At 54.4% G+C, this 24749-nt stretch carries 21 protein-coding genes and 1 tRNA gene; 5 read left to right on the plus strand and 17 right to left on the minus strand.

All coding sequences use genetic code 11. The features are described from left to right. Window positions 1-13 precede the first annotated feature (13 nt). The 5 genes from R0137_RS13910 to R0137_RS13930 all read right to left on the minus strand — a co-directional run bounded on the left by R0137_RS13910 (window position 14) and on the right by R0137_RS13930 (window position 5031). Window positions 14-1363 carry a serine hydrolase domain-containing protein gene (locus R0137_RS13910; protein WP_407327007.1) on the minus strand — a complete coding sequence of 450 codons (1350 nt, stop codon included), beginning with the start codon at window positions 1361-1363 and terminating at the stop codon, window positions 14-16. 9 nt (window positions 1364-1372) lie between these two features. After that, window positions 1373-2530, minus strand: coding sequence for a sulfite dehydrogenase (gene soxC, locus R0137_RS13915; RefSeq protein ID WP_407327008.1), 1158 nt, complete (start codon window positions 2528-2530; stop codon window positions 1373-1375). Window positions 2531-2635: 105 nt separating this feature from the next. Then, the gene (locus R0137_RS13920; RefSeq protein WP_407327009.1) at window positions 2636-3223 is read right to left on the minus strand and encodes a c-type cytochrome; all 588 of its coding nucleotides are present in this window, start codon (window positions 3221-3223) and stop codon (window positions 2636-2638) included. A gap of 11 nt (window positions 3224-3234) precedes the next feature. Then, complete coding sequence (locus R0137_RS13925; RefSeq protein WP_407327010.1) at window positions 3235-3528, minus strand: putative quinol monooxygenase; 294 nt, start codon at window positions 3526-3528, stop codon at window positions 3235-3237. 84 nt (window positions 3529-3612) lie between these two features. Then, window positions 3613-5031, minus strand: coding sequence for a DUF3336 domain-containing protein (locus R0137_RS13930; RefSeq protein ID WP_407327011.1), 1419 nt, complete (start codon window positions 5029-5031; stop codon window positions 3613-3615). 184 nt (window positions 5032-5215) lie between these two features. Between R0137_RS13930 and R0137_RS13935 the strand changes: the two genes are divergently transcribed. From R0137_RS13935 to R0137_RS13945, 3 genes are all read left to right on the plus strand, one after another. Further along, window positions 5216-5884: a crotonase/enoyl-CoA hydratase family protein gene (locus R0137_RS13935; RefSeq protein ID WP_407327012.1), complete on the plus strand. Its 669-nt coding sequence runs from the start codon at window positions 5216-5218 to the stop codon at window positions 5882-5884. A 40-nt stretch (window positions 5885-5924) separates the two neighbouring features. Then, window positions 5925-6518 (plus strand): flavin reductase family protein, encoded by a 594-nt coding sequence (locus tag R0137_RS13940; RefSeq protein ID WP_407327013.1) that lies wholly within the window; start codon window positions 5925-5927, stop codon window positions 6516-6518. 221 nt (window positions 6519-6739) lie between these two features. Next, the gene (locus R0137_RS13945; RefSeq protein WP_407327014.1) at window positions 6740-7453 is read left to right on the plus strand and encodes a tetratricopeptide repeat protein; all 714 of its coding nucleotides are present in this window, start codon (window positions 6740-6742) and stop codon (window positions 7451-7453) included. A gap of 110 nt (window positions 7454-7563) precedes the next feature. Here R0137_RS13945 and R0137_RS13950 read toward each other — a convergent pair whose 3' ends face one another. From R0137_RS13950 to R0137_RS13965, 4 genes are all read right to left on the minus strand, one after another. Continuing rightward, window positions 7564-7995 carry a DUF3237 domain-containing protein gene (locus tag R0137_RS13950; protein ID WP_407327015.1) on the minus strand — a complete coding sequence of 144 codons (432 nt, stop codon included), beginning with the start codon at window positions 7993-7995 and terminating at the stop codon, window positions 7564-7566. Window positions 7996-8085: 90 nt separating this feature from the next. Then, window positions 8086-11220, minus strand: coding sequence for a VPS10 domain-containing protein (locus R0137_RS13955; RefSeq protein WP_407327016.1), 3135 nt, complete (start codon window positions 11218-11220; stop codon window positions 8086-8088). Between the two features lie 127 nt (window positions 11221-11347). Further along, on the minus strand, window positions 11348-11794 hold the full coding sequence (locus tag R0137_RS13960; protein ID WP_407327017.1) for a hypothetical protein: 447 nt from the start codon (window positions 11792-11794) through the stop codon (window positions 11348-11350). 67 nt (window positions 11795-11861) lie between these two features. Beyond that, entirely contained in the window at window positions 11862-13502 is a 1641-nt protein-coding gene (locus R0137_RS13965) for a WS/DGAT/MGAT family O-acyltransferase (protein WP_407327018.1), read from the minus strand. A 411-nt stretch (window positions 13503-13913) separates the two neighbouring features. On the opposite strand from R0137_RS13965, the gene R0137_RS13970 reads away from it, so the two are divergent. Then, window positions 13914-14519 (plus strand): hypothetical protein, encoded by a 606-nt coding sequence (locus R0137_RS13970; RefSeq protein WP_407327019.1) that lies wholly within the window; start codon window positions 13914-13916, stop codon window positions 14517-14519. A 36-nt stretch (window positions 14520-14555) separates the two neighbouring features. Next, the gene (locus R0137_RS13975) at window positions 14556-15626 is read left to right on the plus strand and encodes an MBL fold metallo-hydrolase (RefSeq protein ID WP_407327020.1); all 1071 of its coding nucleotides are present in this window, start codon (window positions 14556-14558) and stop codon (window positions 15624-15626) included. Window positions 15627-15689: 63 nt separating this feature from the next. Here the strand turns inward: R0137_RS13975 and R0137_RS13980 are convergent, their stop codons facing one another. The 8 genes from R0137_RS13980 to alaS all read right to left on the minus strand — a co-directional run bounded on the left by R0137_RS13980 (window position 15690) and on the right by alaS (window position 24673). Beyond that, entirely contained in the window at window positions 15690-17360 is a 1671-nt protein-coding gene (locus R0137_RS13980; protein WP_407327021.1) for a sulfatase, read from the minus strand. Window positions 17361-17507: 147 nt separating this feature from the next. After that, complete coding sequence (locus R0137_RS13985) at window positions 17508-18878, minus strand: DsbA family protein (RefSeq protein ID WP_407327022.1); 1371 nt, start codon at window positions 18876-18878, stop codon at window positions 17508-17510. Window position 18879: 1 nt separating this feature from the next. After that, window positions 18880-19482, minus strand: a complete 603-nt coding sequence (locus R0137_RS13990) for a TetR/AcrR family transcriptional regulator (protein WP_407327023.1) — start codon at window positions 19480-19482, stop codon at window positions 18880-18882. A 232-nt stretch (window positions 19483-19714) separates the two neighbouring features. Further along, window positions 19715-19805: transfer RNA gene (locus R0137_RS13995), tRNA-Ser, on the minus strand. Window positions 19806-19857: 52 nt separating this feature from the next. Further along, window positions 19858-20559 (minus strand): nitroreductase family protein, encoded by a 702-nt coding sequence (locus R0137_RS14000; RefSeq protein ID WP_407327024.1) that lies wholly within the window; start codon window positions 20557-20559, stop codon window positions 19858-19860. 22 nt (window positions 20560-20581) lie between these two features. Next, window positions 20582-20776: a carbon storage regulator CsrA gene (gene csrA, locus R0137_RS14005; RefSeq protein WP_407327025.1), complete on the minus strand. Its 195-nt coding sequence runs from the start codon at window positions 20774-20776 to the stop codon at window positions 20582-20584. Window positions 20777-20823: 47 nt separating this feature from the next. After that, the gene (locus R0137_RS14010; RefSeq protein ID WP_407327026.1) at window positions 20824-22068 is read right to left on the minus strand and encodes an aspartate kinase; all 1245 of its coding nucleotides are present in this window, start codon (window positions 22066-22068) and stop codon (window positions 20824-20826) included. Between the two features lies 1 nt (window position 22069). Further along, a complete protein-coding gene (alaS, locus tag R0137_RS14015) occupies window positions 22070-24673 on the minus strand; it encodes an alanine--tRNA ligase (protein WP_407327027.1) in 2604 nt (867 codons plus the stop codon). Window positions 24674-24749 lie beyond the last annotated feature (76 nt).

Consider the following 24749-nt stretch of genomic DNA (forward strand, 5'->3'; position numbering starts at 1 on the left):
CCCGTACACGCCGTCAGCGCGGTTTGGAGAGATAATCAGCAATCGCCTGATAGGCAGGCAATGAAACGCCATCGTAATTCGCGTTGGCGGCCATGGGGTGCGAAGCCAGTCGTACGATCACCATCTCGGCTGTTGGATCAATGTAGATAGTCTGCCCATGAACACCTCGGGCACTGAACGCGCCGTTGGCATTGTGATGAATCCACCATTGGTTACGATAGCTAGCGCCGGGCAGGGTCGTGTACCCAGCCATGGCAAACTTGTCCTTGTCACCGCCATGACGAATATCGTCAACAACAGATTTAGGTAGCAATTGCTCGCCATTCCACTGGCCGTTATTACGCATCATTTCGCCGAACCGAGCGTGATCTCGAGCCGTGGCATTAAGTCCCCCCGCGGCCCAACCGGTACCCAGAGTATCGATGAGAATGTAGGCGTCCTCTTCAGCGCCAAGGCGACCCCAGATACGCTCCTGCATGAGATCAACGGCATTCGAGCCCGTCACTCTCGCTATAAGCCAACCGAGAACCTCGGTGTTTACCGATCGATAGCTGAACGCTTTACCATGCTCGCCTTTCTTACCTAGAGTAGATAGGTAAGCGTAAAACCCTTCAGGACCATCGTAATCACCTTTGGGAAAAATACCCCCCGCGCGGGCAAAATCAAAAACGTGGGCCTTGGGGTCGGTGTAATCTTCGGAATAGTCTATCGCTGTCGTCATATCCAAAATCTGTCGAACGGTGGCAGTACCAAACCCACTGCCTTCAAGCTCGGGAAGATAGTCGCCGACTAATTTATCTTCATCCAGGCGCCCTTCCTCAATGAGCATTGCAGCAAGTGTGCCGTAGTAGGACTTGGTTACAGAGAAAGAAATATGCGGTGTTTCTCGGGAAGTCGCTCCAAAGTAGTTTTCGTACACAACATTCCCCCGATGAAGCACCAGTGCTGCGTCGGCAAAGGTGGCCTCTAGCATCTGGCCCCAAGTCATGGTGCTCTCACTATTCATCGGAACAAACTCTATTCCATCGATGGCGCTGTCGGGCATGTTCACCAGTGCCGAACTTCTGCCGGCGCCCCGCCAGATCCGCTTAGTGGGGACCAATTCCTGAAAGTGCGAGAACGTCCACCGCGTTTGCGGAAACTGATAAAAACTCAAATCAGCGTGACGTACGAGTTTTGACGCGACCGGGGGCGTACCCGCCATCCAGCCTATTGCTGCTGGGTCGGTACTCGCTGCAGACGGTAATAGCGCTTCGGCTAGGCTCGCTGTTGATGGCAACACTGATATCAACAGACTCCCAGCGCAGAGAGTTGCTGCTGTGCTTAGCTGCTTTATCGTTTTCAATCGACGTAAGTTGCTCATAGCGCTCTCCTAAGCCCAAGGCTCAGCTTTATAAAGAACACGGCCATCGGACTCAACAATCCAATGCATAACCGGGTTGAGGTGATACAACTGGTTACCCGGTCCACGTGCGTGAATGAGTTGTTCCTTTGTCGGCTGCACGTAGCCCGTGTCATCAATGGCGCGGCTGGCGAGTTCTGTCGGCTTACCATCCCACTTCCACGGCAAGCCAAACCGTGTGTGAGCTTTGGGCAAAATCGGCCCCTGTAAAGAAGCCCTATCCCAGGTTTTGCCGCCATCGGTGCTTACCTCAACCGCAACGATCTTGCCTCGCCCGCTCCACGCGATACCGCGTATCTCTGACCAACCAGGTTCGAGCTGCTTTGGATAAGTAGGAGTAGTGATCACGGAACGTGCATCCATCACCACACTAAACTGCCTCGCCACTCCGCCTTTGAGAGGATCGGTGTACTTAGAAGTTTCTTCTCGCGTCATGAAGGGCGCGTCGGACAGTTCAAGTCTGCGCAACCACTTCACGTTAGTATTGCCCTCCCATCCCGGCAGCAAAAGGCGTAGGGGGTAGCCCTGCGCTGGCCGCAAAGCTTCGCCGTTTTGCGCGTAGGCAACCATTGCATCATCCAACAATTTTTCCATGGGGATACTTCTGGCCATGACTGCAGCGTCCGAGCCCTCAGCCAAGCACCAGGTCGCGCCCGGCTTGACACCCACTTCCCGCAGTAACGTTCGTAAAGACACCCCAGTCCATTCGCTTTGACTGGTCAGACCGCAAAGCATCTGCGGCGTCGAATTCTCATTAGCCTTGACATTAAGATTCCCCGAACACTCGATAAAGCAAGTTCGGGTGACCGCGGGAAAGCGCTTCAGATCTTCTACCGTAAACACTATGGGACGCTCAACCATCCCGTGAAGCAGCAGTCTATGACGCTCAGGGTCGATCTGCGGAATTCCCGCGTGATGCCGTTCAAAGTGCAGATCCGAGGGGGTGATCGTGCCGTGCAATTGTTCTAGGGGAGTGAGAGAAACAATGTTAAGTGCGGGAACTCTCTGCGGCGCTTCAAAGGGCGAGCGCTCTCCTCTTGGCTGGGGAGCAAGTCCTTGAATAGCAGTAGGGTCAGTACCCAACAATCGAGCATCAGCAAAAGCGCCGCCAACAGCTGCACCGCTCATGGCACCACCAACAGCGCCCGCCCTCGCTAAAAACTGACGACGGGAGGACTTTCCTGAGAAAAACTTGTTGGGCCCGGCCACGGCTAGGGTCGTCGCTTCGACATATCAGCGTACTTCATGACCACCCTTTCGATCGTCCGGCACAAACCTGCCAGCAGCAGGCATACGCACTTTGGGGAGAGTGCTTTGATTCATAACCATGTCTTCACTGATTACTCTATTCTCGGCCAACAGGTAGGCAACAAGGCTATAAACTTCGTTGGTCTTCAGAGAACCGGGAGCGTCAAAAGGCATTGCTCTGCGAAGGTAATCAAAGATTGTCGTAGCGTAGGGCCAATAGTTACCGATTGTCTTTTTCAGTGCCGGATCCACACCGAAGGAAAAGTTATCGTCGGCGAGACGACCCACCAATGAACCGTATGCCCCGCCAACACCGTCAACTCCATGACAGCTTTCACAATGCGCTTCGTATAGCGCAGCACCCTCTGCTGCAGTGCCATGCCCGACGGGCAAGCCCAAGCCATCGGGCCGTACATCAATATTCCAGGCCTGAATCAACTCGGGAGTCGCAGCTTCACCTATCCCAAAGCGTGGGTTTTCGGAATACGCCGGAGCGCATCCCATACTCAATGCGGCGAGCAAAATGCCCCGCGCTATTGGCGAGGCTATGCGATAGGGGAAGGTGCTTCTCAAAGGACGCCGTTTTACTCGACGCTGTCGAGAACCTCGACGTGAGGGGCCGCGGCCACAAGAGATGCCATCGCCATATTGGCTTCTTTGAAGTAATCAGTCTGTCCATGAGCCGCGAGATCTGCCTCACTGGCGTATTGCTCTAGGACTTTATACTCCTGCGGGTCGCTCTTACTGACATGCAGTTCGTAAAAGTTACATCCAGCCTCGTTCGCTTTAACCTTCGCTGCAAGACCTAGAAACGCTTCTTCGAAGTCTGCGTTCTTTCCTTCCTGAATTTTCAATGTCGCAATTACACCAACTGCCATGCTGTCTTTCCTTTTTATAAGTCGTTATTGGGCTATTCAATAAAAATGGGGTGTAGCTATTTGACCCCTAAAAATCCCGCGACACTAGTGTTTTATGGTCGCGGGCGTGTGCGCAAGGATAGTATCCAGCTTACGACTGATCCTTGTTTGCAATCGAATCATTTCCAATTTTGGCCAGGTACAGCGTTCGCCGGAAGCAATCAATTGGCGGAGCTTCTTCTCGCCCGGAAAGCTTAGCAGCTTCAGCGGGTTCTGGAATTTATAGTCGGGCAAAATATTGATGTCGCCCACATAGTCTTGATTGATGATGGACCGCATGAGGCTGGCACGCTGGGAAATTACGCCACCTTTGCGGTCGAGGCGCTCCGCTAAAAGCGTGACCGCGTTGAACCACTCCCGTGCCGAGCGGCGACCCGCCTCAGTAATGATTCCGCGGGCACTTTGCTTGCGATGCCCGTCGGTGACAAAAGGCAACACGTGAGGATTAGTTTGACTCACCACGAAGTGATTCACGCCGTAGAGCCGCGCCAGGCGTTTGGCGGGCAGATCATCACTTACGGAGCCATCCACCCACTTACGAGAAGCGAGGTAATGCTTTCGTTCTCCATGGCTGTCCAGTGCCTCCAAGGTCACCGGCGGAAAAATGCCGGGAACAGACGCGGAGGCCATCACAGCGCTGCGGATGAGAACACTCGGAGAGGTTATCGAGTTCAATAAGCGCGACGTCTGATGGGTTTCTGCAGGGGCAATAGAAACATTCATCGCCCTGCCGGTCTTCTCAAAAGCCTGCTGAAACGTAATGTCTGGGATAAACTGCTGTACGGAGGACTCCAATTCAGCAAGACGAGAAGCGTGCGGCTTATCGCCTGCCTTCGGGAGGTACTGCATGAAGTACTCAGGCTGCAGTAACTCTAATAATTCCTTGTCAGTGTGCGTGGATACGATACTGCCGACGATCGAGCCCCCACTGGACCCGGAAAGCACCGTAGGAAGCAGCTCAGCCTCACCTAAGGCGCGGATTACCCCAACGTGAAAGAACAACAAAGAGCCCGACCCGCTCATCATAAAAGCAGAGCGTCCAAAACAGTGGCTGGCGCGACGAAAGAAATCCAGCTTCTCCTCCTCACTTATCTCACCGCTAGTATCTTCGTGAAGCATTTCCAGCGTATCGACGATCTCTTCGATATAGTTTTCGATGAGCGCCTTGGTGCCGGAGAGCGCATGGCCGTAGAGTCCCGCACGGCCCATGCCACCCATATTTCCATGGATGCCTTCATTGAGGGTGTAGAGCAAACCGCGGATATCGTGGCGAGCCTTTAGGCTTTGCAAAGCATCCAGACGGATGCGGATAGACACATTATCGTACTGCCGTGTGGAATCTTTCTGACGCCAGCGGTCAAGACCCTTACTGCGGTCGTAGTCCTGTGCCGCCGACATCCACTCTTCATAAGTGGCTGCTTGACTAAGCGCTCGCTCTGCGCGACTTCGGGTGTTGATGAGCATAACTAAAGCCTTTATCTACTCGCCCTATGATAAACCCTATGACGTCTAAAGGTTGGGATTCAGCTCAAAAAACTGAGCACCCAAATCTTCCAAAAAAGTCATAGCTAGAGCGTCGCGGAGCAAGTTGCTGATCTAGCTCGCCACTGGCAGTATGCCGTCCCACCGATGGAATTTAGAGCGTTGTATGGACTATTCACTGGAAAACAATATTGCCGTTCTCACATTTGATGATGGCAAGGCGAACGTAGTGGGTCATCAGTTATTAGACGATATGAACGCCGGACTGGATCGCGCGCAGAGCGAGAACGCTGGAGCGATAATCATCTGCGGACGTGATGGAATATTCTCCGGGGGCTTTGATCTAGGTGAATTTAAAAAAGGCATAGAACAAGGCCAGGCAATGGTAAAACGGGGCTTTGAGCTGTTGATACGTTTGGCCGGATTTCCATTGCCGATCGTCGCTGCTTGCACTGGACACTGCGTGGCCATGGGCGCTTTTATAGTTATGGCCTGCGACTCAAGGGTCGGCACGCGGGGAGACTTCAAGGTCACTCTCCCGGAAACCGCCATTGGGATGGATTTACCACCTATTCTCATGGCGCTCACAGAATCTCGCATCGTCAAAGAGCACTTGATCCGCGCCGCACTGCAGTCTGAGATGTACAACCCTGAGCAGGCCGTTACGGCTGGCTTTCTTGATGAAGTTGTTGACGCAGAGCAACTCAATGACAGGACTATGGAGATAGCCCAAAGGCTCTCGCAATTACCTCAAGCGCAGTATGCAGCGAATAAGTTGCGAGTGCGTGCTAACACCCTCTCCGTTATGGCAGACGATCTTGCGAGTATGTCCTGAAGATTACGATGACCAATTGCAGCTAAGCTTGGAACACTCGATGTATTACGAAACCGCTACCAACAATCACGGTCTACCTCACGATCCATTGAAAGCCCTGGTCGCACCGCGACCCATCGGGTGGATCAGCTCTCTAGACACAAAGGGCAGACCCAATCTCGCTCCCTACAGCTTTTTCAATTTGCTGTCGGTAAATCCGTCAATCGTAGGCTTTTCCAGCGGCACACTAAAAGACTCTCAGCGAAACATCGAGGTAACCGGCGAGTTTGTCTGCAACTTTGCGTCCGTAGACCTCATCGACAGCATAAACACCACGTCAAAAACAGTTGCATCAGACGTGAATGAGTTTGAACTAGCAGGGCTTCATGAAGCGAAATCCAGGATTATCAAAGCCCCTCGTGTACTCGAAGCGCGCGCTCACTTGGAATGCGAGTATGTCAAAACCGTCGAGCTGCCTAACGATGAAAATGACATCATCTGGAGCCTTGTCCTTGGACGCGTGGTTGCGGTGCACATTGACGACGACTACATCAAAGATGGTTTAGTGGATACGCTAGCCATGGAACCTCTCACTCGTATGGGATACATGGATTACGGTGTACTGGGAAGTATAGAAACTCGGCAACGCCCTTAGGGTTCTCGACGACACAGCCTTAATATGACTACACTGCGAGTTCAGCGAATACTCAGCGCATCGCCACTGACGCTTAACACCCAACCCACTACCCAAGAACTCATTCAGTAATTTTTTCCAGCAACTTATCCGGTAACCACATCCTCACTATGCCCACGTGCCCCAAATGCTCCAGTGAAAGTGCTCGCAAGTCGCGCAAGCAGCTCGCAAAAAATCAGTCTATGCATCGACTGAAGGCACGATTCACATGTAATAACTGCGGCACACGCTTTGTTGCCTACGATCCCGTTTCCGTCGCATTACACGGCCTGTCTGCGGTATTTGTAGTGATTTTTGTCGGGACTTTACTGCGGTCTGTTAGCGAGCCCACAAGTGACCAAAGCCTTCGCGCCGCCAAATTGGAAGCCGAAGCGAGCGAAGATGCTTTGAGCGCGTCCGCAAGCAACGCGATCAACATGAATCTTGAAAGCTTGAAGACGAGTGCCAGCGAAGGCGACTCCGATGCTCAGTATCGCTTGGCCATGGCCTTGTTTCGCGAGTACAAAATCAGCGGGGATTCAGCAGCGCAAACAGACGCGATCGTAATGCTGCGAGACGCAGCGAATAACGGACATTCTAGTGCTCAAAGCGAGATGGGAGACCTGTTCTTTGAAGGCAGAGGCGTCGTACAAGATTTTGTGCAGGCTTCCGATTGGTACAAGAAGGCAGCAAGCCAAGGCTATGCCGAGGCAATGTATGGCTTGGGCAAAATGTCACGCTCCGGATGGGGCATGGAAGTGAGTTTGGTTGACGCCTACGTTTGGCTAAACCTGGCGTCTGCGCGAGGAGAATCGAGGGCGCTTCAAGCCCGCCAGGAAGTACTGTCGCAGCTCTCTTCCACCCAACTCGCTGATGCTCAACTTAAATCCAGAGAACTGGATAAAACTATCCCCTAAGAGATTGCAGCAACTAGGGACTTGCGGCAAATCCTCTTCCTCCGCGCGACTTGCCGCCACGCAGAACGAGCTCGGCGCGGACGACGCGAAAACGCTTGTAGAACCGCGCTCTACTGGACCTCGAACCACTCATAGCGACGGAGCGCCAAATCGCCTTTCCCTACAGCTTGCACAGCGTTCAACCAGAGGTAGCGCTCATCTGACGTTTCGAAGGTCGGAGCTACAACAATCGGAGACGAGCCTAATCCATTCTTCACGTCCGAACGACCTTTATACCGAAGGTATATTAGCGCACCGTCGTGAGTCCGCAGTGTGGCCCGAACGTCGATCTTTGCGACCTTGTTCGCAATGGTTAACCAATCAGCGGCGGCGGAACCCTCGAGCTCGGCCTGTAAGCGATCTCCTTTCAAGCTCATAGCCTCAATCTCAGCGATAACACGTTGACCACTCGGGCCCTCGCCAATCATTGAGGGGGGGCGCAGCGTTAGTTGCACACTGCAAAGATGGCGGAGCGTTGTCTCAAGGGAAGGAGGTACTTCCATTTTTGGTTCCTTTAAAGAATTAGCGCTGAGGCCCGATTGGGCGTCGGGAATAGCACCAAGTCGCCCGCAGATTCCACGCTCTACGAACGCCTACAATGGATTACTCACATGCATCACTGAGTTCTCAAGAGCCCAACGATTCACAGCCTCTACCTGCTGTTCCGTGATTGCCTCAAGCTCTGCCTTTTGCTTAGCCCACAAGGCAGCAAGATCATCGAATCGTTCCCTGGCGCCAGACGTCACTGGTGCGCCGCCTCTTTCAACAACACCCAAGAGGTGTCGTAGTTGGCCATCTATCTTCATTACCCAGGCATCCTCATCTTCGAGGGTTTGATGCCGTAGCTCTGTGATCTCAGACTCCCAGGTATCGATGACTTCGATCGTAGCGATAGCTAGCGACTGCAGAGATTCATCGTCGTACTTGCTTTGCAAGGTTTGGATCTGGCTACGTGCTTGGCGGGCTCCGTCAAGGGCCAGCATCACCTCGGTCAAAACACCCGCAATGCTGTACTGCGTATCAACCCATGCGGCGATCTGCGCTTCACTTGCTTCGACGCGGGGATCGGCCAGCAACTGAACGGGTACCGTTGAAACACTGTCGCCGGCAGTTACGCGCACCGTGTATGCGCCAGGGGCGACCGCAGGCCCCGCATAACCATCGAACAGAAAATGACCCTCTATGCAGGGCACGTTCTCGGCGTGGAGGTCCCAGTGCCATAACTGTAAGCCTTCAGCCGTAGATGGATAGTCGATCGTGAACGGACTTCTAGGATCCATGCCCGCGATTCTGCAACGATCGTGATCGGACTCTTCGCTGCTGTAGTGGCGCAGCACATTGCCTGTCCCGTCGAGGATATCAATAGACAGCGTTTCATCCTCTGCCAGCGCTTCATTTAGATGGTAGTAGATCGGCAAGTGCGGAGACGGGTTCTCTCCCCTTGTTCCCCCACCGCGATTAGACGGCCTGCCCAGCGCGAGGGCCGGCGGTGTATAACTGTAAAGCGACTCTACGGTCGCTTCAGAAAGTGCCTCTCGAAGTACAAAAAGGTCATCCAAGACCCAGAACGCACGGCCCTGGGTTGCCAGAGCAAGGGCATCATCGCGAACGCGAATGTCCGTGATGGGCACGGCGGGCAGGTTGAGATCAACGCGCTGCCACTCGTCACCACCATCATTGGACACGAACAAGCCTTTCTCGGTGCCCGCATAAAGAAGATCAGCAATCAGTGGATCCTCTCTTACGACGCGCACATAGGCTCCCTCCGGGAGCCCCTCATCAATACGCTTCCAGCGCTTACCATGATTGTCAGTGCGGTAAATGTACGGTGAAAAATCGTTGAGCTTGTACCCAGTCAATGCCGCGTACGCTCGACCCTCGCTGTGCGGCGAGAGCTCTATGGCGTTAACCATAGCTTCGCCACGATGGGGCGGAGATACATCGTCCCAATTCTCACCGCCATCGCGAGTTAGATGCAGCAAGCCGTCATCTGCACCCACCCAGATTGTTCCCTCGGAATTCTCGGACTCAACGATGTAGTAAATGGTGTGGTAATACTCGGCGCCCACGTTTTCCGGCGTCAGTGGTCCGCCATTGCGACCCAAGTGCTCCTCGGTGTTACGGGTGAGATCCGGACTGACTTCTTCCCAGGTCATCCCTCGATCGCTGCTCTTCAAGAGGTACTGGGTACCGTAGTAGATCGTCGAATGATCATGAGGTGAGGTAATAACCGGCGGATTCCAGTTACTGCGGTATTTGAGGTTCTTGGCATCTTCGCCGTACACCCTTTCCGGATAAGGAACGATAGAGCGCTTTTTCTGCGTAGCCTCGTTGAATTCCGTCAGCGTGCCATTGATGGTTGTGGCATAGATCAGCGACGGATCATCCGGATCAAAAGCGATGTGCGCACTCTCACCTCCTCCCACCGCATGATAGTCATCGCGACCAATCGAGCCATCCCAGGCCCAAGCAGCAATCGATACCGTTGAGTTGTCCTGCTGTCCGCCGTACAAGCGCCAGGGTGTTTGACGATCGGTGCTTAAACGATAGAACTGCGCCGTTGGTTGGTTGTGCAAAGACGACCAGGTTTCGGCACCGTCCAGGGTTACCGTCGCTCCGCCGTCATTGCCGTTAATCATGTAACGACTGTCACTGGGATTGATCCAATGATCCTGATGATCGCCATGGGGCGTTTTAATCTTAGTGAAAGATTTACCCCCATCGATAGATTTCATGAGCGGAACGTTGAGCACCCATACGGTATCCGGATCATTGGGATCGGCTGTGATGTGGGTGTAATACCACGCTCGACTATGAAGGACTCGGTGAGAGTTTATATGGTCCCAGGTCTCGCCAAAGTCATCACTGCGCCACAGACCGCCCTCGCCATATTCAGCCTCGATAATGGCGTAAATCCTCGAGGGCTGGCTCGCCGATACATCGATACCGATTTTGCCCACTAAGCCAGGAAGCCCCCCCTCGAGCTTCTCCCAGTTGTCTCCACCATCGCTAGACTTGTAGATGCCGCCCCCCTCACCGCCCGACTTTATGAACCAGGGCTTCCGACCGTGGTGCCACATAGCGGCATAAAGAATACGGGGGTTGCTGGGATCCAAAGAGATATCTGTAGCGCCCGTGTCGGTATTGACTTTAAGAACATGCTCCCAGGTGCTTCCTCCGTCGCGGGTACGGTACACGCCGCGCTCCTCATTGGGCGACCAGATCTGCCCCTGAACAGCCACCCAAGCCGTATCTGGGTCCGTAGGATGAATTTCTATCTTCGCGATCTGACCTGCTTCTGGAAGCCCCATAAAAGAAAAGGTCTTGCCCGCATCCGTAGACTTCCAAAGGCCCTCGCCCTGACTGGTGGTTACACCACGAATGGGCGCCTCGCCCGACCCGACATAGATAACGTTCTTATCCGAGGGCGCCACGGCAATCGCGCCGATGGTGCCTACGGGAATCTGTCCGTCCGAGATGTTCTCCCAAGTATTGCCTGCGTTGTGCGTCTTCCATACGCCACCACCGGCAGCCCCCATGTAATAGGTGTGTGGATCTTCCGCGATGCCAGTCACAGCCGTTACGCGTCCTCCGCGCCAAGGCCCCACAAGACGAAACTCCAGACCGTCGAAAAGCGAAGGCTCAACGGCGGCATGACTCAGGAAAGAGGGTATTAGCAAACAGAGTACGGCAGTACTTCTCACAATCCCGCGAAGGACTTTAAGCATGGTGTTTATCTCCAAATTAGATAGCGCACAGCAAGGCGGCACTTGGGAGTCACATTAGCGATGTTTGAAGGTCAGCTCAATTAGAGACTGATAGACAGAATCAATATCTAAAAGACTTCACTCAAATTTAGGGCGCAGGAACCGCATGACCAATCATTCGAGTCCCCTCGAACACGGCCCGATCCATCACGTTGGTGTCATCTATAAACACGAAGTCCAGCACGCCATTTTCGTTGAGATCGCGATGGAGCATGACGATGAACATTTCACCGCTTTCTACGCCCTTATGCACCTCGATCTCAACATCCTTGTTCATGCCCGATTCAAGATAAGTAGCTGCGACATACTTATCACCGTTTGGCGCGCCCGATTCGAAAGGGTGGATCACCAACCAACCATTACCGTCGATTTGTACTTCTGGGTAACTTAAGACGTTGCCGACGCGTGTGGCTCCGTCCGTTTGAATCCAGTTTTTTTCGCCGTTGCCCATACTGAATGCGGACGCTGCGGGCTCTTGAGCATGACTTACGCTGCCAAGGCAAAGAACGGCGAACAAAGCGATTAATTTCTTCATGATGGAGTCCTTAGAGTTATAAAAGTAAGCCTAGCACGGGCTTGCTGCTTAGCAGACCAGTCTGCTCTCAACCCTTCGATTTGCTCTTTGGTTTTACTTTAGATTTGGCAGTGGTACTGCTTTTTGCCGTCGACTTTGCTTTGGCCTTTGGCTTGGCCTTGGCCTTGGCCTTTGGCTTGGGCTTGGGCTTGGGCTTCGCCGCAGCGCTGTTTTTTGCCTTTGGGTTCGCTTTGGTCTTTGTTTTGGTTTTGGTTTTCGCCTTTGCTTTAGTTTTCACCGCCGCGCGTCTGCGTGTGGGCTTGGCTTTGAGACCCACCGCGTCTTCCAGCTCCTGCAGCGCATCTTCCATGTAGTCGATCAGACGCTGCACCTGGGGAACGCTGCGGCGACAGGCGATGATCCCGAAATCCACCTGATCGGCGTAACTCACAAGCGTGATGTTTAGGGCCATACCGTCGGTGATAATAGAAAGCGGGTACGATCCGTCCATACGCGCGCCGTTCCAATACATGGTCTCGCGCATCCCCGGTACGTTGGAGATGGTGAGATTGTAGGGCGGTAGATGCGAGATCATGCCCAGCGGTAACAGCAGCATCGTCGGCGCTGACATGGCCATAGTCAGGAGCTCGACTTCCTTGGGTGACATTCCTGCATAGTTGGCCTTGCCCGCTTCGACGGACGCCTTGATCGCGGAGAAACGCTTTATGGGATCGGCGATGTTTGTTGACAGATCCGCGGTGATACCGGCCACAGCATTACCCGAGTCCACATCACCCGCCTGACGCAGGGACACCGGGACCAGGGTTTTCAGGGAATCCTTTGGCAACTCACTGTGATTCAGCATGTACTGTCGCAGTGCGCCTGCGCACATGGCCAACACCGTGTCATTAAAGGTGGCATCAAAGGCCTTCCCCACAGCCCTTATACGCGCAAAAGGCCAAGTCTGGGCGACAAAGCGACGTCCTGCGTCAATCTTGCCGTTGAGGGAGCTGCGCGGCACTTTGAGGTGGGGCATAGCCAGGTCGCTCTTGCGACCGGTCCAGGCGCCAGCGACGTTTTTCAGTGCGTTGAAAGCATTGGCACCGCTGCCGTAGGTGGACTTGAGTATGTCGGCCACGGTGCGCACCTCGGCGTCCGTATACTCGGCCTGCCGACCCTCCTTGATAGCTTTTCTATAGCTCTCCCACGAAGCCAGTGAGAGTGGCGATTCGCTACGCACCGTATCTGGGTCGGAGGACAACATGCTGCGGGTCACGTGGATAGATCTGGCTCCATCAACAGCCGCATGGTGGGTCTTGCTGAAAATTGCGAACTGGCGGTTTTCCAAACCCTCTATGAGGTGCATCTCCCACAGGGGCCGACTACGTTCCAGCAGTGTGCCGTGCAGGCGACCTACCAAATTGAAAAGCTCGCGGTAACGGCCGGGCCTGGGAAGCGCAGAGTGGCGAATGTGATAGTCCAGATCCAGGGAGGGGTCCGGTTCCCAGTAAACGTTGCCGGCCACGCCCAGGCGCCCGGTCTTTATTCTGTCGCCAAAGGGTGGCAGCAGAGCGTCGGCATCTTTCAGATTGTCGGCTATACCCTCGAGAAACTCTTGCACCTCAGCGCCGTCAGGGAGCGTGAAAAGGCTGACCCCCGACACGTGCATAGGCATTTCTCGGCTCTCCCCGAGGAGAAAGCCCTTATCGACCATAGAAAGTTTTTTCATATTATTCTCCCCTCCGCTTGTCAGCAAAGACCCGGCGACAAACTGCCGTACCTCTACTCTTACCACGAGTATATACGCGCGATCGCGATCTGGGGGTTACAGACGTGGCGCTCCTCTCAGAAAGAGGGTCAGACTCGCCAACAGGAGGCACTAAAAACCGATACCGAGCACAAACTCACGGTTGTCGGCGCGTTCTGAGCACACGCGACTGGTCCTGAGCTATGTCAGCGATCTGCGACATGACAATATATGCACTCCAAGCGGAAATTTGACTGCCACTGCTCGCCTGTTAATTATATTGACACAACTAATGACGTTATGTGAGCCTTAAAGCGGACGAAGGTAGTGCAAACCGTAATCACCACATTCTATAACTGAGCGCTTATGCATACTCGCGGCAAAATTTGGCTTGTGCCAGCCCTACTCTACGCAGTCTTTTTTTACTGGTACACCGACTTCAGTGGTCCCTTAAGCGATACAGAAATCGATCAATTCGTCGCGACTATGAAAGCCAACGGCAGCGATCCCGAAGTCATCGCCTTTATCGAGAGGTTTGCCCGGCAGGACAGCGGCCGACAGATTCTCATGGTGAACAACATCGATATGAACGACAACCCACCCGACGTCGAGGGCGCTGAGCCGGGTGAAAGCGGCTCCGACCTCATGGGACGCTATATGGAGTACATGATGCCCGCGCTACTAACTCGCGCCAGCCATCCGGTGTTTATGGGTTCCGCTGTCTACCCCGCCATGGACTTGGTGGGTATCGAGGGCGCTGAAAACTGGGACCAGGCAGCACTGTTTCGCTATCGCAGCCGACGCGCCCTACTAGAAATCGTCGCCAATCCCGCATTCAGTGGTAAGCATCACTTTAAAACAGCGGCGCTAGACAAGACGATCGCTTACCCTACCGAAATTCAGCTCTATCTTGGTGACCCTAGGCTATTGCTGGGACTCATCCTAGTGGCCGTGACGGCTCTGATAGACAACTTTAGAATATCCCGTAGAGCTAGTTAAACAGCGACACCTTCAAGGCAAGCTACGGAGAATAGAATGAAAAAGCTACTCATAGTCGCCGGTATTGTGCTGATGGTTGCGGCGCTCGCCTTCATCCAGCGCGCCAGCATCCTTGAGCGCTTGATGGCAAAAGGTATAGAAAGCCGGATAGGCGCAAACCTGGTCGCGGAGCTCGAAGATGGCCTGCACCTAGCACTCTGCGGGGCGGGCGGCCCTCTGCCAGCCCCCAATGCCTCGGGCCCCTGTGTGGCGGTCGTTGCCGGCAAGCAACTGTTTGTGGTGGATGCGGGCACCGATGGCACCCGCAACTTGGGCCGTATGGGCTACCCAGTTGGCGATGTAAAGGGCGTTTTCCTGACTCACTTCCACTCTGACCACATTGATGGCCTGGGCGAGCTCAGTACTATCCGCTGGGCTGGTGGCGACAACAGCTCGCCTCTGCCCGTCTATGGGCCGAGAGGCGTGGAGCGTGTTGTCGACGGCTTTAACGCAGCCTACGCCCAGGACTTCACTTACCGCCATGCTCACCACGGGGACACGGTAGCGCCCATGAGTGGAGCCGGTATGGAGGCTATACCCTTTGAAAAGCCGCCCATGGGCGAACTGGTTCTGGTCTACGAAGGCGATGGCCTCAAAGTGGAAATGCTTGCGGTAGACCATGCACCGGTGGAGCCAGCAGTGGGTTATCGCTTCAGCTACAAGGGTCGCTCACTGCTAATTACCGGAGACACGACTAAGCAGGCCAACATCCAAAGATTCTCCCAAGGCATTGACCTGCTCGTACACGAGGCTCTGGCCCCCAACCTGGTCAACCTAATGCACGATGCGGCGGTGAAGCTGGACAACAAAATCATGGCGAAGATCACCCACGATATTCTCGATTATCACGCCAGTCCGATAGAAGCCGCCGAAACCGCTCGTGACGCTGGTGTCGGCCACCTACTCTATTATCACATCGTACCGCCGCTGGTTATCCCCGGGCAGAAACTGCTATACCTTAATGGCGCCGAAGAAATCTTCTCTAACTACACCATCGGCGAGGATGGCGTATCGTTCTCCCTGCCCGCCAACTCACACGAAATCATCCAGACTCGCAGCGGACTCTAGAAAGAACGGGGCGGGAATCACCGAGAAAGGTGGATAATCGTGAATCGCCTCTGTTTCCGGTACTCAGTTAGGCCAGTAAATAAACTCATCGCCCTGCAGAAAATGCTCGGCCAGGGTTTTGTCGATAGCGATAGGCATTTCTGTGACGGGTGGGTATAGCGATCCTCTGGAGTTGCGTTGATGTTCGTCGAGTAAGGCCATTAGTTCGGCGAGCTTCTCCGGGTTATCGCCGGCAAGATTGCTCTGCTCGGTCGGGTCCTCAGCCAGATTAAACAGCCAGCGCTTATCGGGGCGCGCGGTGACCTGCAGTTTCCAGTCGCCATGACGCACCACACGGTAGTGCCCGCTCTGCCAGAACAAGGTTTCACGCTCCCAGCCTTGCTCGCCCTCAGGGATGACCAGCGGCAACAAATTCTCTCCGTCGATCTCGATACTCTCGGGCTTTGAAGCACCGGCCGCGGCCACCAGAGTCGGCATCATATCGATATGCGCTACCGGAGTTTGCGACACGGTGCCTGCAGGAATACGAGCCGGCCACTTAACAAACAGCGGCACGCGTATTCCGCCCTCGAACTGGCTGATCTTCCAGCCTCGGAATGGATGATTCACATCTGGTAATCCAAGATAGCCAGGGCCGCCATTGTCGCTGGTGAACAGCACGACGGTGTTATCAGCCAAGCCCTCCTCCTCCAATGCCGCATTGATTCGCCCAACGCTGCGATCCAGAGCGCGAATCATCGCGGCGTAAACGCGCAGGCGGTGGGGCTTGATATCGCCGACCGCCTCGTAGTCTTCCCGGGTGGCCTGCAGGGGCGTGTGCACTCCCCAGTGAGCAAGATAAAGAAAGAACGGCCGGTTCTTGTTGGCCTTAATCACCTTAATGGACTCATCGGTCCAGTAATCCGTGAGATAACCGCTAGGCTCAAAGCGATCTTCATTGCCGGTGTTAAAGCTGTTCGCGTAGACCATGCGCGCCCAAAGAAACTGGTCGATAGGGTCGAAATCCAACTTGGCATTAACCACTCTCGGGTCGTCCTCGGGGAGGTACAGACCACTGGCCATGAGCAAGCTTTCATCGAAGCCCTGTTCGTTAGGTGCCATACCGTTTTTCCGACCAAGATGCCATTTGCCAATGTGGGCAGTTTGGTAGCCCTTATCTCGCAGTATCTCGGCGACGGTAACTTCTTCAGAAGGCAGGCCCTGAGTCTCATAGGGAGGCTTGGATTTGTCCAACTCAGCGTCGTAGATACCGGACGGTAAACCATTGTCCAATCCCGCCGCGATACTGGAAACCATTCCACCCATACCCGAGGGCGTTGGCGTGAACTCAAACCCCGTGCGCGTCGGGTAGCGCCCGGTCATCATCATCGCCCGAGACGGCGCGCAGGTGCCCGCCCCGGAATAGGACTGCGCAAACACCGCGCCCTCAGCCGCCAACTGATCGATGTGCGGTGTCTGCACACGCCCATCTGCCACGCCGCCGCCAAAGGTCGAAATATCGTTGTACCCGAGATCGTCGGCGACAATGAGAATAATATTCGGCGGCCGTTGCCCACCCTCGGCAGCATCAGCGGGGGCTTGTGCCCATTTGATTTCACGCGCGGGCCCAACGTTGTACTCATTGGCAGACCTGTACTTGACCAGAACCAGGAGCAGCTGCGTCTTCATTGAGTAGCCAACCCCAGCTGCAACCACAAGCAATACCATCAGGGGCAGGAGTACTTTCTTCATCATTCTCTTCTCCGGTCATGCGAGTTAGAACTGTAGACATCACCCCGCAAGGTATTTGCCAAACCAATTTTATCCTGCATGCTGCAGAAGATTATATAGACACATGTTATGCCAATTATATTTTTACTTGCAAGCGCCGCTGCGCCTCGCCTAGCGCACTTTAAGTTGTCGCTGAATCTCGCGGGCGAACACCCAAAGTCTGTCCTGCCCCCAGAGCGCCAGTAACTGTTCGCCACGTTCATCAAGAAGCCTGAAACTGGGAACACCCCACAATCCAGCGTCGTACATCACCAGGCGATTCTGCTCCAGAAGGTCTTCCCAGCCTGGCTGCCCGAGATGTACCTGTGCCTCGCTCCAATCGAGACCCGCGTCCTCGACGACCTTGCGCAAACCACGATCGTTGTTGGTTTTAATTCCGCAGGCAAATGTATTTCGGAGAAAGCTGGACAGCAACTCAACTCCCCTGCCCTGATCGACCGCCCACGGATATAAAGAGTAACAACGCCGTGCGGGCTCGCCGATGGGATCACTGAAGTTCCCGTAGGGGACGCCCGCCTCCCGTGCTTCCCGAGCGGCGTCCATAAAAATATAGAGGCCTTTCTCGCGGGTGGCGGGTACGCCGCGCATTACCATGGGCAGCACGGGCCGTACCGACAGTTTTACGCCTGATTCCCGAGCAAGTTTTTTGGCCCGATCGAAGACAATGGATGTGTAGGGGCTGCGCAAAGAGGGAAAGACCTCAAGAGTCAATGTGCCATTGTCTATGGCTCCATCGAACGCCACGTCCGGCCGCGGCACTATCATCGGCTGTCCCGCTTGGCGATCGGCACCCAGTGCCGAAAGACGCTTCTCCAGATGGTAGAGTCGATCAACTCCCCAGTACCACTCACCACCGTAGTAAAACATCGCGCCCGAGTAATGTTTAAGCTGTGTACGACGCTGGGTCCCCGCCACTATTCGAGCGAAGCACTGACCCGCGGACGCCTGGCCATAAGTGGCCGCCAGTAACTGCAGTTTAGCCTCATCGGAGGTCCAAAGTGCTTTGCCGACCTCGGCGGCACAGGCGGTGAAAGCATCGGATCCCTGTGCGGCCACTATCGACGACGCTAGCTGCACCAGCGCAGGATCAGGCGCCGCGGGATTCTTCGGAAATTCAAGGCCGTATTCCGGCGCGACATGAAAGGAATCGTAACGAGACAGCTGCAACAGCAAGTCTGTCTCAGGAGCATTTTTACCGCTAGGACCCTCAACCAGATGACACTCCAGCTCAATGTCATACCGCTCGACAAGGGGTTGCAGAACCTGGGCGGCTAGGTGGCTATAGCCATCGTCGACCTGATGAAAATACTCAACGCGATGAGGAGCGCCCTCCTTGAGGCGCTCTTTTTCAACCGACGCACGCCGCTTATCCATGCGCTCAGCAGCGAACATACGGGTCATCAACTTAGACGTCAGCCACCGGCGCAGCGGACTAGGATCGATACTGGCGACTCCCCCCTGATCCGTAAACTGTTCCGCCATATCAGCTGTCCGCGTCGGTGCCTTCAATCAAATTCTTCAGCAAGCTCTTTACGACATTGCTACTGCTTTTCTTACTCAGTTTCTGGTGGCGCCGCAGCCTGTGCCACATTTCAAAGGAGGCTATGGCGTCTATGGCTTCACGAGTCTCGCGGGGTAGAGACTTAAGCTCCGGCAACCTGTCATTTAGGTCCTTGCGCAAGCCACGCTGGTTACGGGCGTAGTTCTTGCGCAACACCTCGTAGCGCCAAAGCTGTGCTTGAGTTCCCAACATGATATTGCTAACACCCTCATAACCATCGGCATAACGTTCAACAGCCCTATCAACCCGCTGTGCAAGCGTGCCGCTGCGATCTCCGCCCAGAAAATGCGCCTCGTAGGAATCTCTTATGTGATTGTCGGCGACTTCAAAAAGAGACTCCATGTCCTCAAAATGGCGGAAAAAGGAACGAATACCCACTCCCGCACGATCGGATATTTGCTGGGCAGTAGGCACCAGCACGCCCTCCTCCTGCAAAGCCAAAGCCGCTTCAACGATGGCTAGTCGACTCCGTTCGCTGCGAAGGCGACGCCCGTCTACAACTTCTGCAAGCTGGTTCTTTGACATAGTGACCCCACATTACGTTCTGAAAAAGCTAACTTATTGACACTAACCATGCAATAAAAGTGGCCGGGGGTTCCAGTTATGAATGCCGGCAGGGCGCGTAAGTCGAATCGCCTTGACGCTGAAGATTATGCGGGAGAGGAAGGCGGTATTGATTCGAGCATCCTTTGGGCCGCTCTCATCCCGCCTCTTCCAGACAAAAAAAAAGCCCCTTTAGGGACCCTCTTTTTTTGTCTGGCGGAGAAGGAGGGATTCGAACCCTCGATACGCTATTAACGTATACGCCCTTAGCAGGGGCGCGCCTTCAGCCACTCGGCCACTTCTCCGTAAGGCGCGGGATGATACCACCGTCGTCTATTGGGTCAAACCCGTTTTAGCCTACTTTGGAAAATCATTTGAATCTGTAAAAAAGGACGCTATCTCCTCAAGCGGTTTTTTTATCAGCGCTGCAGCAGGGACTGTCGCATCAGCAGATGGGTGGCCCACCACAATGAGCATATAGGGGCGTTCGGTGGATGGTCTATTCAAAATCTTGCTAAGGAATTTCATGGGGTTGGGCGTATGCGTCAGAGTAGCCAGACCTGCGCTATGGAGCGCATTCAACAAAAACCCTGTGGCAATACCCACAGATTCAGACATGTAATAGTTTTTACGCTTATTCCCTTCTGCATCCTTCCCCTGGCGCTCTACAAAAACAGCGATAAGCCAGGGCGCCGTTTCCAAAAAGGGCTTGAACTGATCGGTACCCAATTTGCTGAGATTCTTAAGCCACTCATCCCCGCCCCGCCCGCCATAGAATTCGGCTTCTTCAATCTCAGCGGCCTCACGAATCTGCCGCTTAAGGTTGGGATCATTGACGCATGCAAAGTGCCAGGGCTGGTGGTTTGCACCGCTAGGGGCGGTGCCAGCGGCAAGAACGCAGGCTTCGATGATATCCGTCGGCACGGGGGTATCCGCGAAGCTGCGGACCGAGTGACGAGCTTGTACATGCTTTAAGTAGCCAAGTGCTCGCTCACGGGACTGCTCCACCGTCAGATTCTGTACGTCAGGCAGTGGAACCGCTTGATAGTCGTCGCTCACAGGCCCGCTCAGAAGATATACATTAGCTTTCGTCGCCGCTAGTCGGCTCTGGGCCGCCATCCGCGATTTTGTCGTAGATTTCTTCGCGGTGAACCGCGAGGTCTCGAGGGGCGTTCACCCCAATACGCACGTTGCCGCCTTTTACGCTGACCACGGTGACCGTAATATCGTCCCCCAGCCTAAGGGATTCACCCTCTTTTCGTGTCAGGATTAGCATGTCATTCGTCCTATGTTGGCGCCAACCTTACGCGACGCTCCATCAACTTAGGCAGCAGACTCCTCTGTGGGTTCCGCATCTAGTCCGAAAGAGGAATGCAGAGCCCTTACTGCAAGTTCCAGAAACTTCTCTTCGATAATCACGGAAATCTTAATCTCCGATGTCGTAATCATCTGAATATTGATTCCCACGTCCGCCAGCGCTTCAAACATCTGGCTGGCGACACCGGCGTGGGAGCGCATCCCGACACCAACGACAGAAATTTTGGCGATACGGCTGTCAGAACGAACTTCTCTAGCACCCAATTCCGCGGCGATTTGCTTAAGGATTTCCTCTCCCCGGGCCAACTCGCTGCGCGAGACCGTGAAGGTAAAGTCCGTGCTGTTGTCCTCCGCCACGTTCTGAACGATGACGTCGACCTCGATGTTCGCCTTGCCGATAGGGCCCAGTATCTTAAAAGCGACGCCGGGCATGTCAGGAACGCCAAGAATAGTGAGCTTGGCTTCGTCACGGTTAAAGGCGATGCCGGCAATTGTTGGGGTTTCCATAAGGTCTTCCTCTTCCTCTAGGCTGATGAGGGTGCCCGGCCCGTCCTGAAAGCTGTGGAGAACACGCAGCGGCACGTTGTACTTGCCTGCAAACTCCACTGCTCGAATCTGTAACACCTTGGACCCCATGCTGGCCATTTCCAGCATTTCTTCGAAGGTAATTTTGTCCAAACGCTTCGCGCCGTCGACAACTCGTGGATCGGTCGTATAGACACCGTCCACATCGGTATAAATCTGACATTCGTCAGCCTTGAGAGCCGCAGCCAGCGCCACAGCAGTCGTGTCTGAACCACCACGTCCTAAGGTCGTGATGTTGCCTCTCTCATCGACACCCTGAAAACCTGCAACTACCACCACGTTTCCGCTTTTCAAATCGGCGTGGAGACGAACATCGTCAATCTCTCGAATACGTGCCTTGGTATGCGCGTCGTCCGTGAGAATACGCACCTGTGAACCGTTATAGCTTTTCGCTGCCTTGCCGCGTTTTTGCAGGGCCATAGCGAGCAAAGCGGTGGTCACCTGCTCGCCAGTGGATACGAGCACATCCATTTCCCGTGGCACGGGTTGGTCCTGTATCTGCTGAGCGAGCTCAATCAAGCGGTTGGTTTCGCCACTCATTGCTGACACCACGACAACAATGTCATGCCCCTGATCACGAAAGTTCGCGACCTTATCCGCGACCTGCTCGATACGCTCTACGCTGCCTACCGACGTGCCGCCAAACTTTTGAACAATCAGTGACATCTCAAGCCTTCAGGTTTTCTTTTACCCAGGACGGAACCGCTTCCAGAGCCGCAGGCAACAAAGCCGGCTCAGTACCACCGCCTTGGGCCATGTCAGGACGACCGCCGCCTTTGCCACCCAGGCGCCCAGCAAATTCGCGCATCAAATCACCCGCCCGAACGCGATCTGTGAGGTCCTTGGTGACGCCCGCAACCAGCGCAACTTTGTCGTCATTCACCGCAGCGAGCAATATCACACCACTACCAATTTTGTTCTTGCACTGATCCATGATCCCCCGTAGCGAACCGGAATCTGCACCGTCAACTGCAGTGGCGAGCACCTTCACGCCATCGACCTCTATGGCAGACGCCGTGATGTCACTACCCGCCGAGGACGCCAGCTTTTGCTTTAGGCGTGCGAGTTCTTTCTCGAGGTCGCGGTTTTGGCCGCGCAAAGCCGCGACTTTGTCACTGACGTTTTCTGTTGTCCCGCGAACCACCTCGCAAACATTGGCAAGAGCATCGTCAACGGTGCGCATCTCTCGCAGGGCGTGGGCACCGGTAACCGCCTCTATTCGACGAACACCCGACGCGAGCCCTCCCTCAGAGAGAATCCGCAACAAGCCTATATCACCAGTGCGCTCGACGTGGGTTCCTCCGCAAAGCTCGACCGAGAATCTATCTTCGCCCATGCTGAGTACGCGAACTTCGTCGCCATATTTCTCACCGAAGAGCGCCATGGCCCCGGCCTCTCGAGCATCATCCATGCTCATCACTTGGGTAGTTACTTCTGAGTTGGCACGGATTTGAGCATTCACGCTGTCCTCTACAGCACGTACTTGCTCGGCTGTCATCGCCTCAGGATTAGAAAAGTCAAAACGAAGACGCTGACCATCTACCAAAGAGCCCTTCTGAGCAACGTGATCGCCAAGCTCATTGCGAAGAGCGGCATGTAAAAGGTGCGTTGCGGAGTGATTGAGACGGGTATTCTGTCGAAGCTCGTTATCAATCTCGCTGGCTAGCGTATCGCCGACAGCAACAGAGCCCTCCAGGACTTTAACGTGGTGTAGATGATGACCCTGGGCCTTTGTAGTGTCGCCGACCTCCATACGAAGGCCTTCGCCGTTGAGGTAACCGCTGTCTCCCGCCTGACCGCCGGATTCTCCGTAAAACGGTGTTTGATCCAGAATCACAACACCGTGTTCTCCAGCATTGAGTTCAGGCACTTGCTCGCTGTCGCGCAACAAAGCGACGACCTTTCCACTACCGGTGATTTGATCGTAACCGGTGAATGTCGTCTCTCCGTCCAGCGTGAGTGTGCTGTTGTAATCTACCGTAAAGCCACCGCCCTCTTTCGAACGCTCTCTTTGGGCCTGCATCGCAGCTTCGTAGCCGGGCATATCCAGACTGAAGTTTCGCTCCCGGGCAATATCGTTAGTGAGATCAACAGGGAATCCGTAGGTGTCGTAAAGCTTGAAAACTACATCGCCGGGAATAACATCCCCATCCATGGCCGCAAGGGCTTCATTGAGGATACCCATACCCTGCTCAAGCGTCCGGGCGAACTGCTCTTCTTCGCCGCGTATGACGTCTTCGATGCGCGACTGCTGCTCTGAAAGTTCGGGATAAAAGTCTCCCATTTGAGCGACGAGGGTTGCGACCAGTTTGTAGAAAAACAAGGAGTCAGCACCCAGCTTATTACCGTGACGAATCGCCCTGCGCATGATCCGGCGCAAAACGTAGGAACGGCCCTCGTTGCCCGGTAATACGCCGTCAATAACAAGAAACGCGGTGGAACGAATATGATCTGCAATGACACGTAAGGAGGATGCCGCGTACTCCTCGGTGCCCACTACCTCAGCGGCAGATTTAATCAGCGCCTGAAAAAGATCGATCTCATAGTTGCTATGTACACCCTGGAGGATCGCCGCGATGCGCTCCAGCCCCATGCCTGTATCTACCGAGGGCTTGGGTAAGGGAGTCATCTCTCCATCAGCGCTGCGGTTGTACTGCATGAAAACCAGATTCCAGATCTCTATGTAGCGATCCAGGTCATCATCGGGACTTCCAGGGGGCCCTCCTGGCACGTGTTCTCCGTGATCATAAAAGACTTCTGAACTCGGCCCACAAGGCCCCGTATCACCCATCTGCCAAAAATTATCTTCATCGAGTCGGGAAATACGCTCTGCTGGAAAGCCGATCTCCTCGATCCAGATTTTTTCCGCCTCGTCATCACTGATATGTACGGTGACCCAAAGTTTTTCTTTGGGAAGACCCAGATTTACCGTAAGGAACTCCCAGGCAAAACGGATAGCTTCGCGCTTAAAGTAATCACCGAAGCTGAAATTTCCCAGCATTTCGAAAAAAGTGTGGTGCCGCGCGGTATAACCCACGTTCTCAAGGTCATTGTGCTTACCCCCTGCACGTACGCAGCGCTGCGCACTGACCGCTCGGTTGTAGGGGCGAGACTCCGCGCCGAGAAATACATCCTTAAACTGATTCATACCGGCGTTAGTGAACAGCAGCGTCGGGTCATCGGCTGGCACCAATGAGCTACTAGGAACTCGCTGGTGCCCATTGGAGTCAAAATAGGCGAGAAACGCCTCGCGGATTTCTCCGGTTTTCATGTCTTACTCTCTCTGCGGGCGATTTCTGCAGTCGAAATCGCGGCTAAGCGTTTTTATCAGTACGCGTTGTTGTCGA

The sequence above is a fragment of the Congregibacter brevis genome (genome assembly GCF_045689245.1).
GTDB lineage: Bacteria > Pseudomonadota > Gammaproteobacteria > Pseudomonadales > Halieaceae > Congregibacter > Congregibacter brevis.

What these genes read in the sequence shown, in the direction of transcription:
- R0137_RS13945 (WP_407327014.1), top strand. Translation starts at nt 6,740, where the DNA reads ATGCATCGACTGAAGGCACGATTCACATGTAATAACTGCGGCACACGC.
- R0137_RS13940 (WP_407327013.1), top strand. Translation starts at nt 5,925, where the DNA reads ATGTATTACGAAACCGCTACCAACAATCACGGTCTACCTCACGATCCA.
- R0137_RS13975 (WP_407327020.1), top strand. Translation starts at nt 14,556, where the DNA reads ATGAAAAAGCTACTCATAGTCGCCGGTATTGTGCTGATGGTTGCGGCG.
- R0137_RS13985 (WP_407327022.1), bottom strand. Translation starts at nt 18,878, where the DNA reads ATGGCGGAACAGTTTACGGATCAGGGGGGAGTCGCCAGTATCGATCCT.
- R0137_RS13950 (WP_407327015.1), bottom strand. Translation starts at nt 7,995, where the DNA reads ATGGAAGTACCTCCTTCCCTTGAGACAACGCTCCGCCATCTTTGCAGT.
- R0137_RS13930 (WP_407327011.1), bottom strand. Translation starts at nt 5,031, where the DNA reads ATGCTCATCAACACCCGAAGTCGCGCAGAGCGAGCGCTTAGTCAAGCA.
- R0137_RS14010 (WP_407327026.1), bottom strand. Translation starts at nt 22,068, where the DNA reads ATGTCACTGATTGTTCAAAAGTTTGGCGGCACGTCGGTAGGCAGCGTA.
- alaS (WP_407327027.1), bottom strand. Translation starts at nt 24,673, where the DNA reads ATGAAAACCGGAGAAATCCGCGAGGCGTTTCTCGCCTATTTTGACTCC.
- R0137_RS13965 (WP_407327018.1), bottom strand. Translation starts at nt 13,502, where the DNA reads ATGAAAAAACTTTCTATGGTCGATAAGGGCTTTCTCCTCGGGGAGAGC.
- R0137_RS13910 (WP_407327007.1), bottom strand. Translation starts at nt 1,363, where the DNA reads ATGAGCAACTTACGTCGATTGAAAACGATAAAGCAGCTAAGCACAGCA.
- csrA (WP_407327025.1), bottom strand. Translation starts at nt 20,776, where the DNA reads ATGCTAATCCTGACACGAAAAGAGGGTGAATCCCTTAGGCTGGGGGAC.
- R0137_RS13925 (WP_407327010.1), bottom strand. Translation starts at nt 3,528, where the DNA reads ATGGCAGTTGGTGTAATTGCGACATTGAAAATTCAGGAAGGAAAGAAC.
- R0137_RS13935 (WP_407327012.1), top strand. Translation starts at nt 5,216, where the DNA reads ATGGACTATTCACTGGAAAACAATATTGCCGTTCTCACATTTGATGAT.
- R0137_RS13955 (WP_407327016.1), bottom strand. Translation starts at nt 11,220, where the DNA reads ATGCTTAAAGTCCTTCGCGGGATTGTGAGAAGTACTGCCGTACTCTGT.
- R0137_RS13960 (WP_407327017.1), bottom strand. Translation starts at nt 11,794, where the DNA reads ATGAAGAAATTAATCGCTTTGTTCGCCGTTCTTTGCCTTGGCAGCGTA.
- R0137_RS13980 (WP_407327021.1), bottom strand. Translation starts at nt 17,360, where the DNA reads ATGATGAAGAAAGTACTCCTGCCCCTGATGGTATTGCTTGTGGTTGCA.
- R0137_RS13990 (WP_407327023.1), bottom strand. Translation starts at nt 19,482, where the DNA reads ATGTCAAAGAACCAGCTTGCAGAAGTTGTAGACGGGCGTCGCCTTCGC.
- soxC (WP_407327008.1), bottom strand. Translation starts at nt 2,530, where the DNA reads ATGAGCGGTGCAGCTGTTGGCGGCGCTTTTGCTGATGCTCGATTGTTG.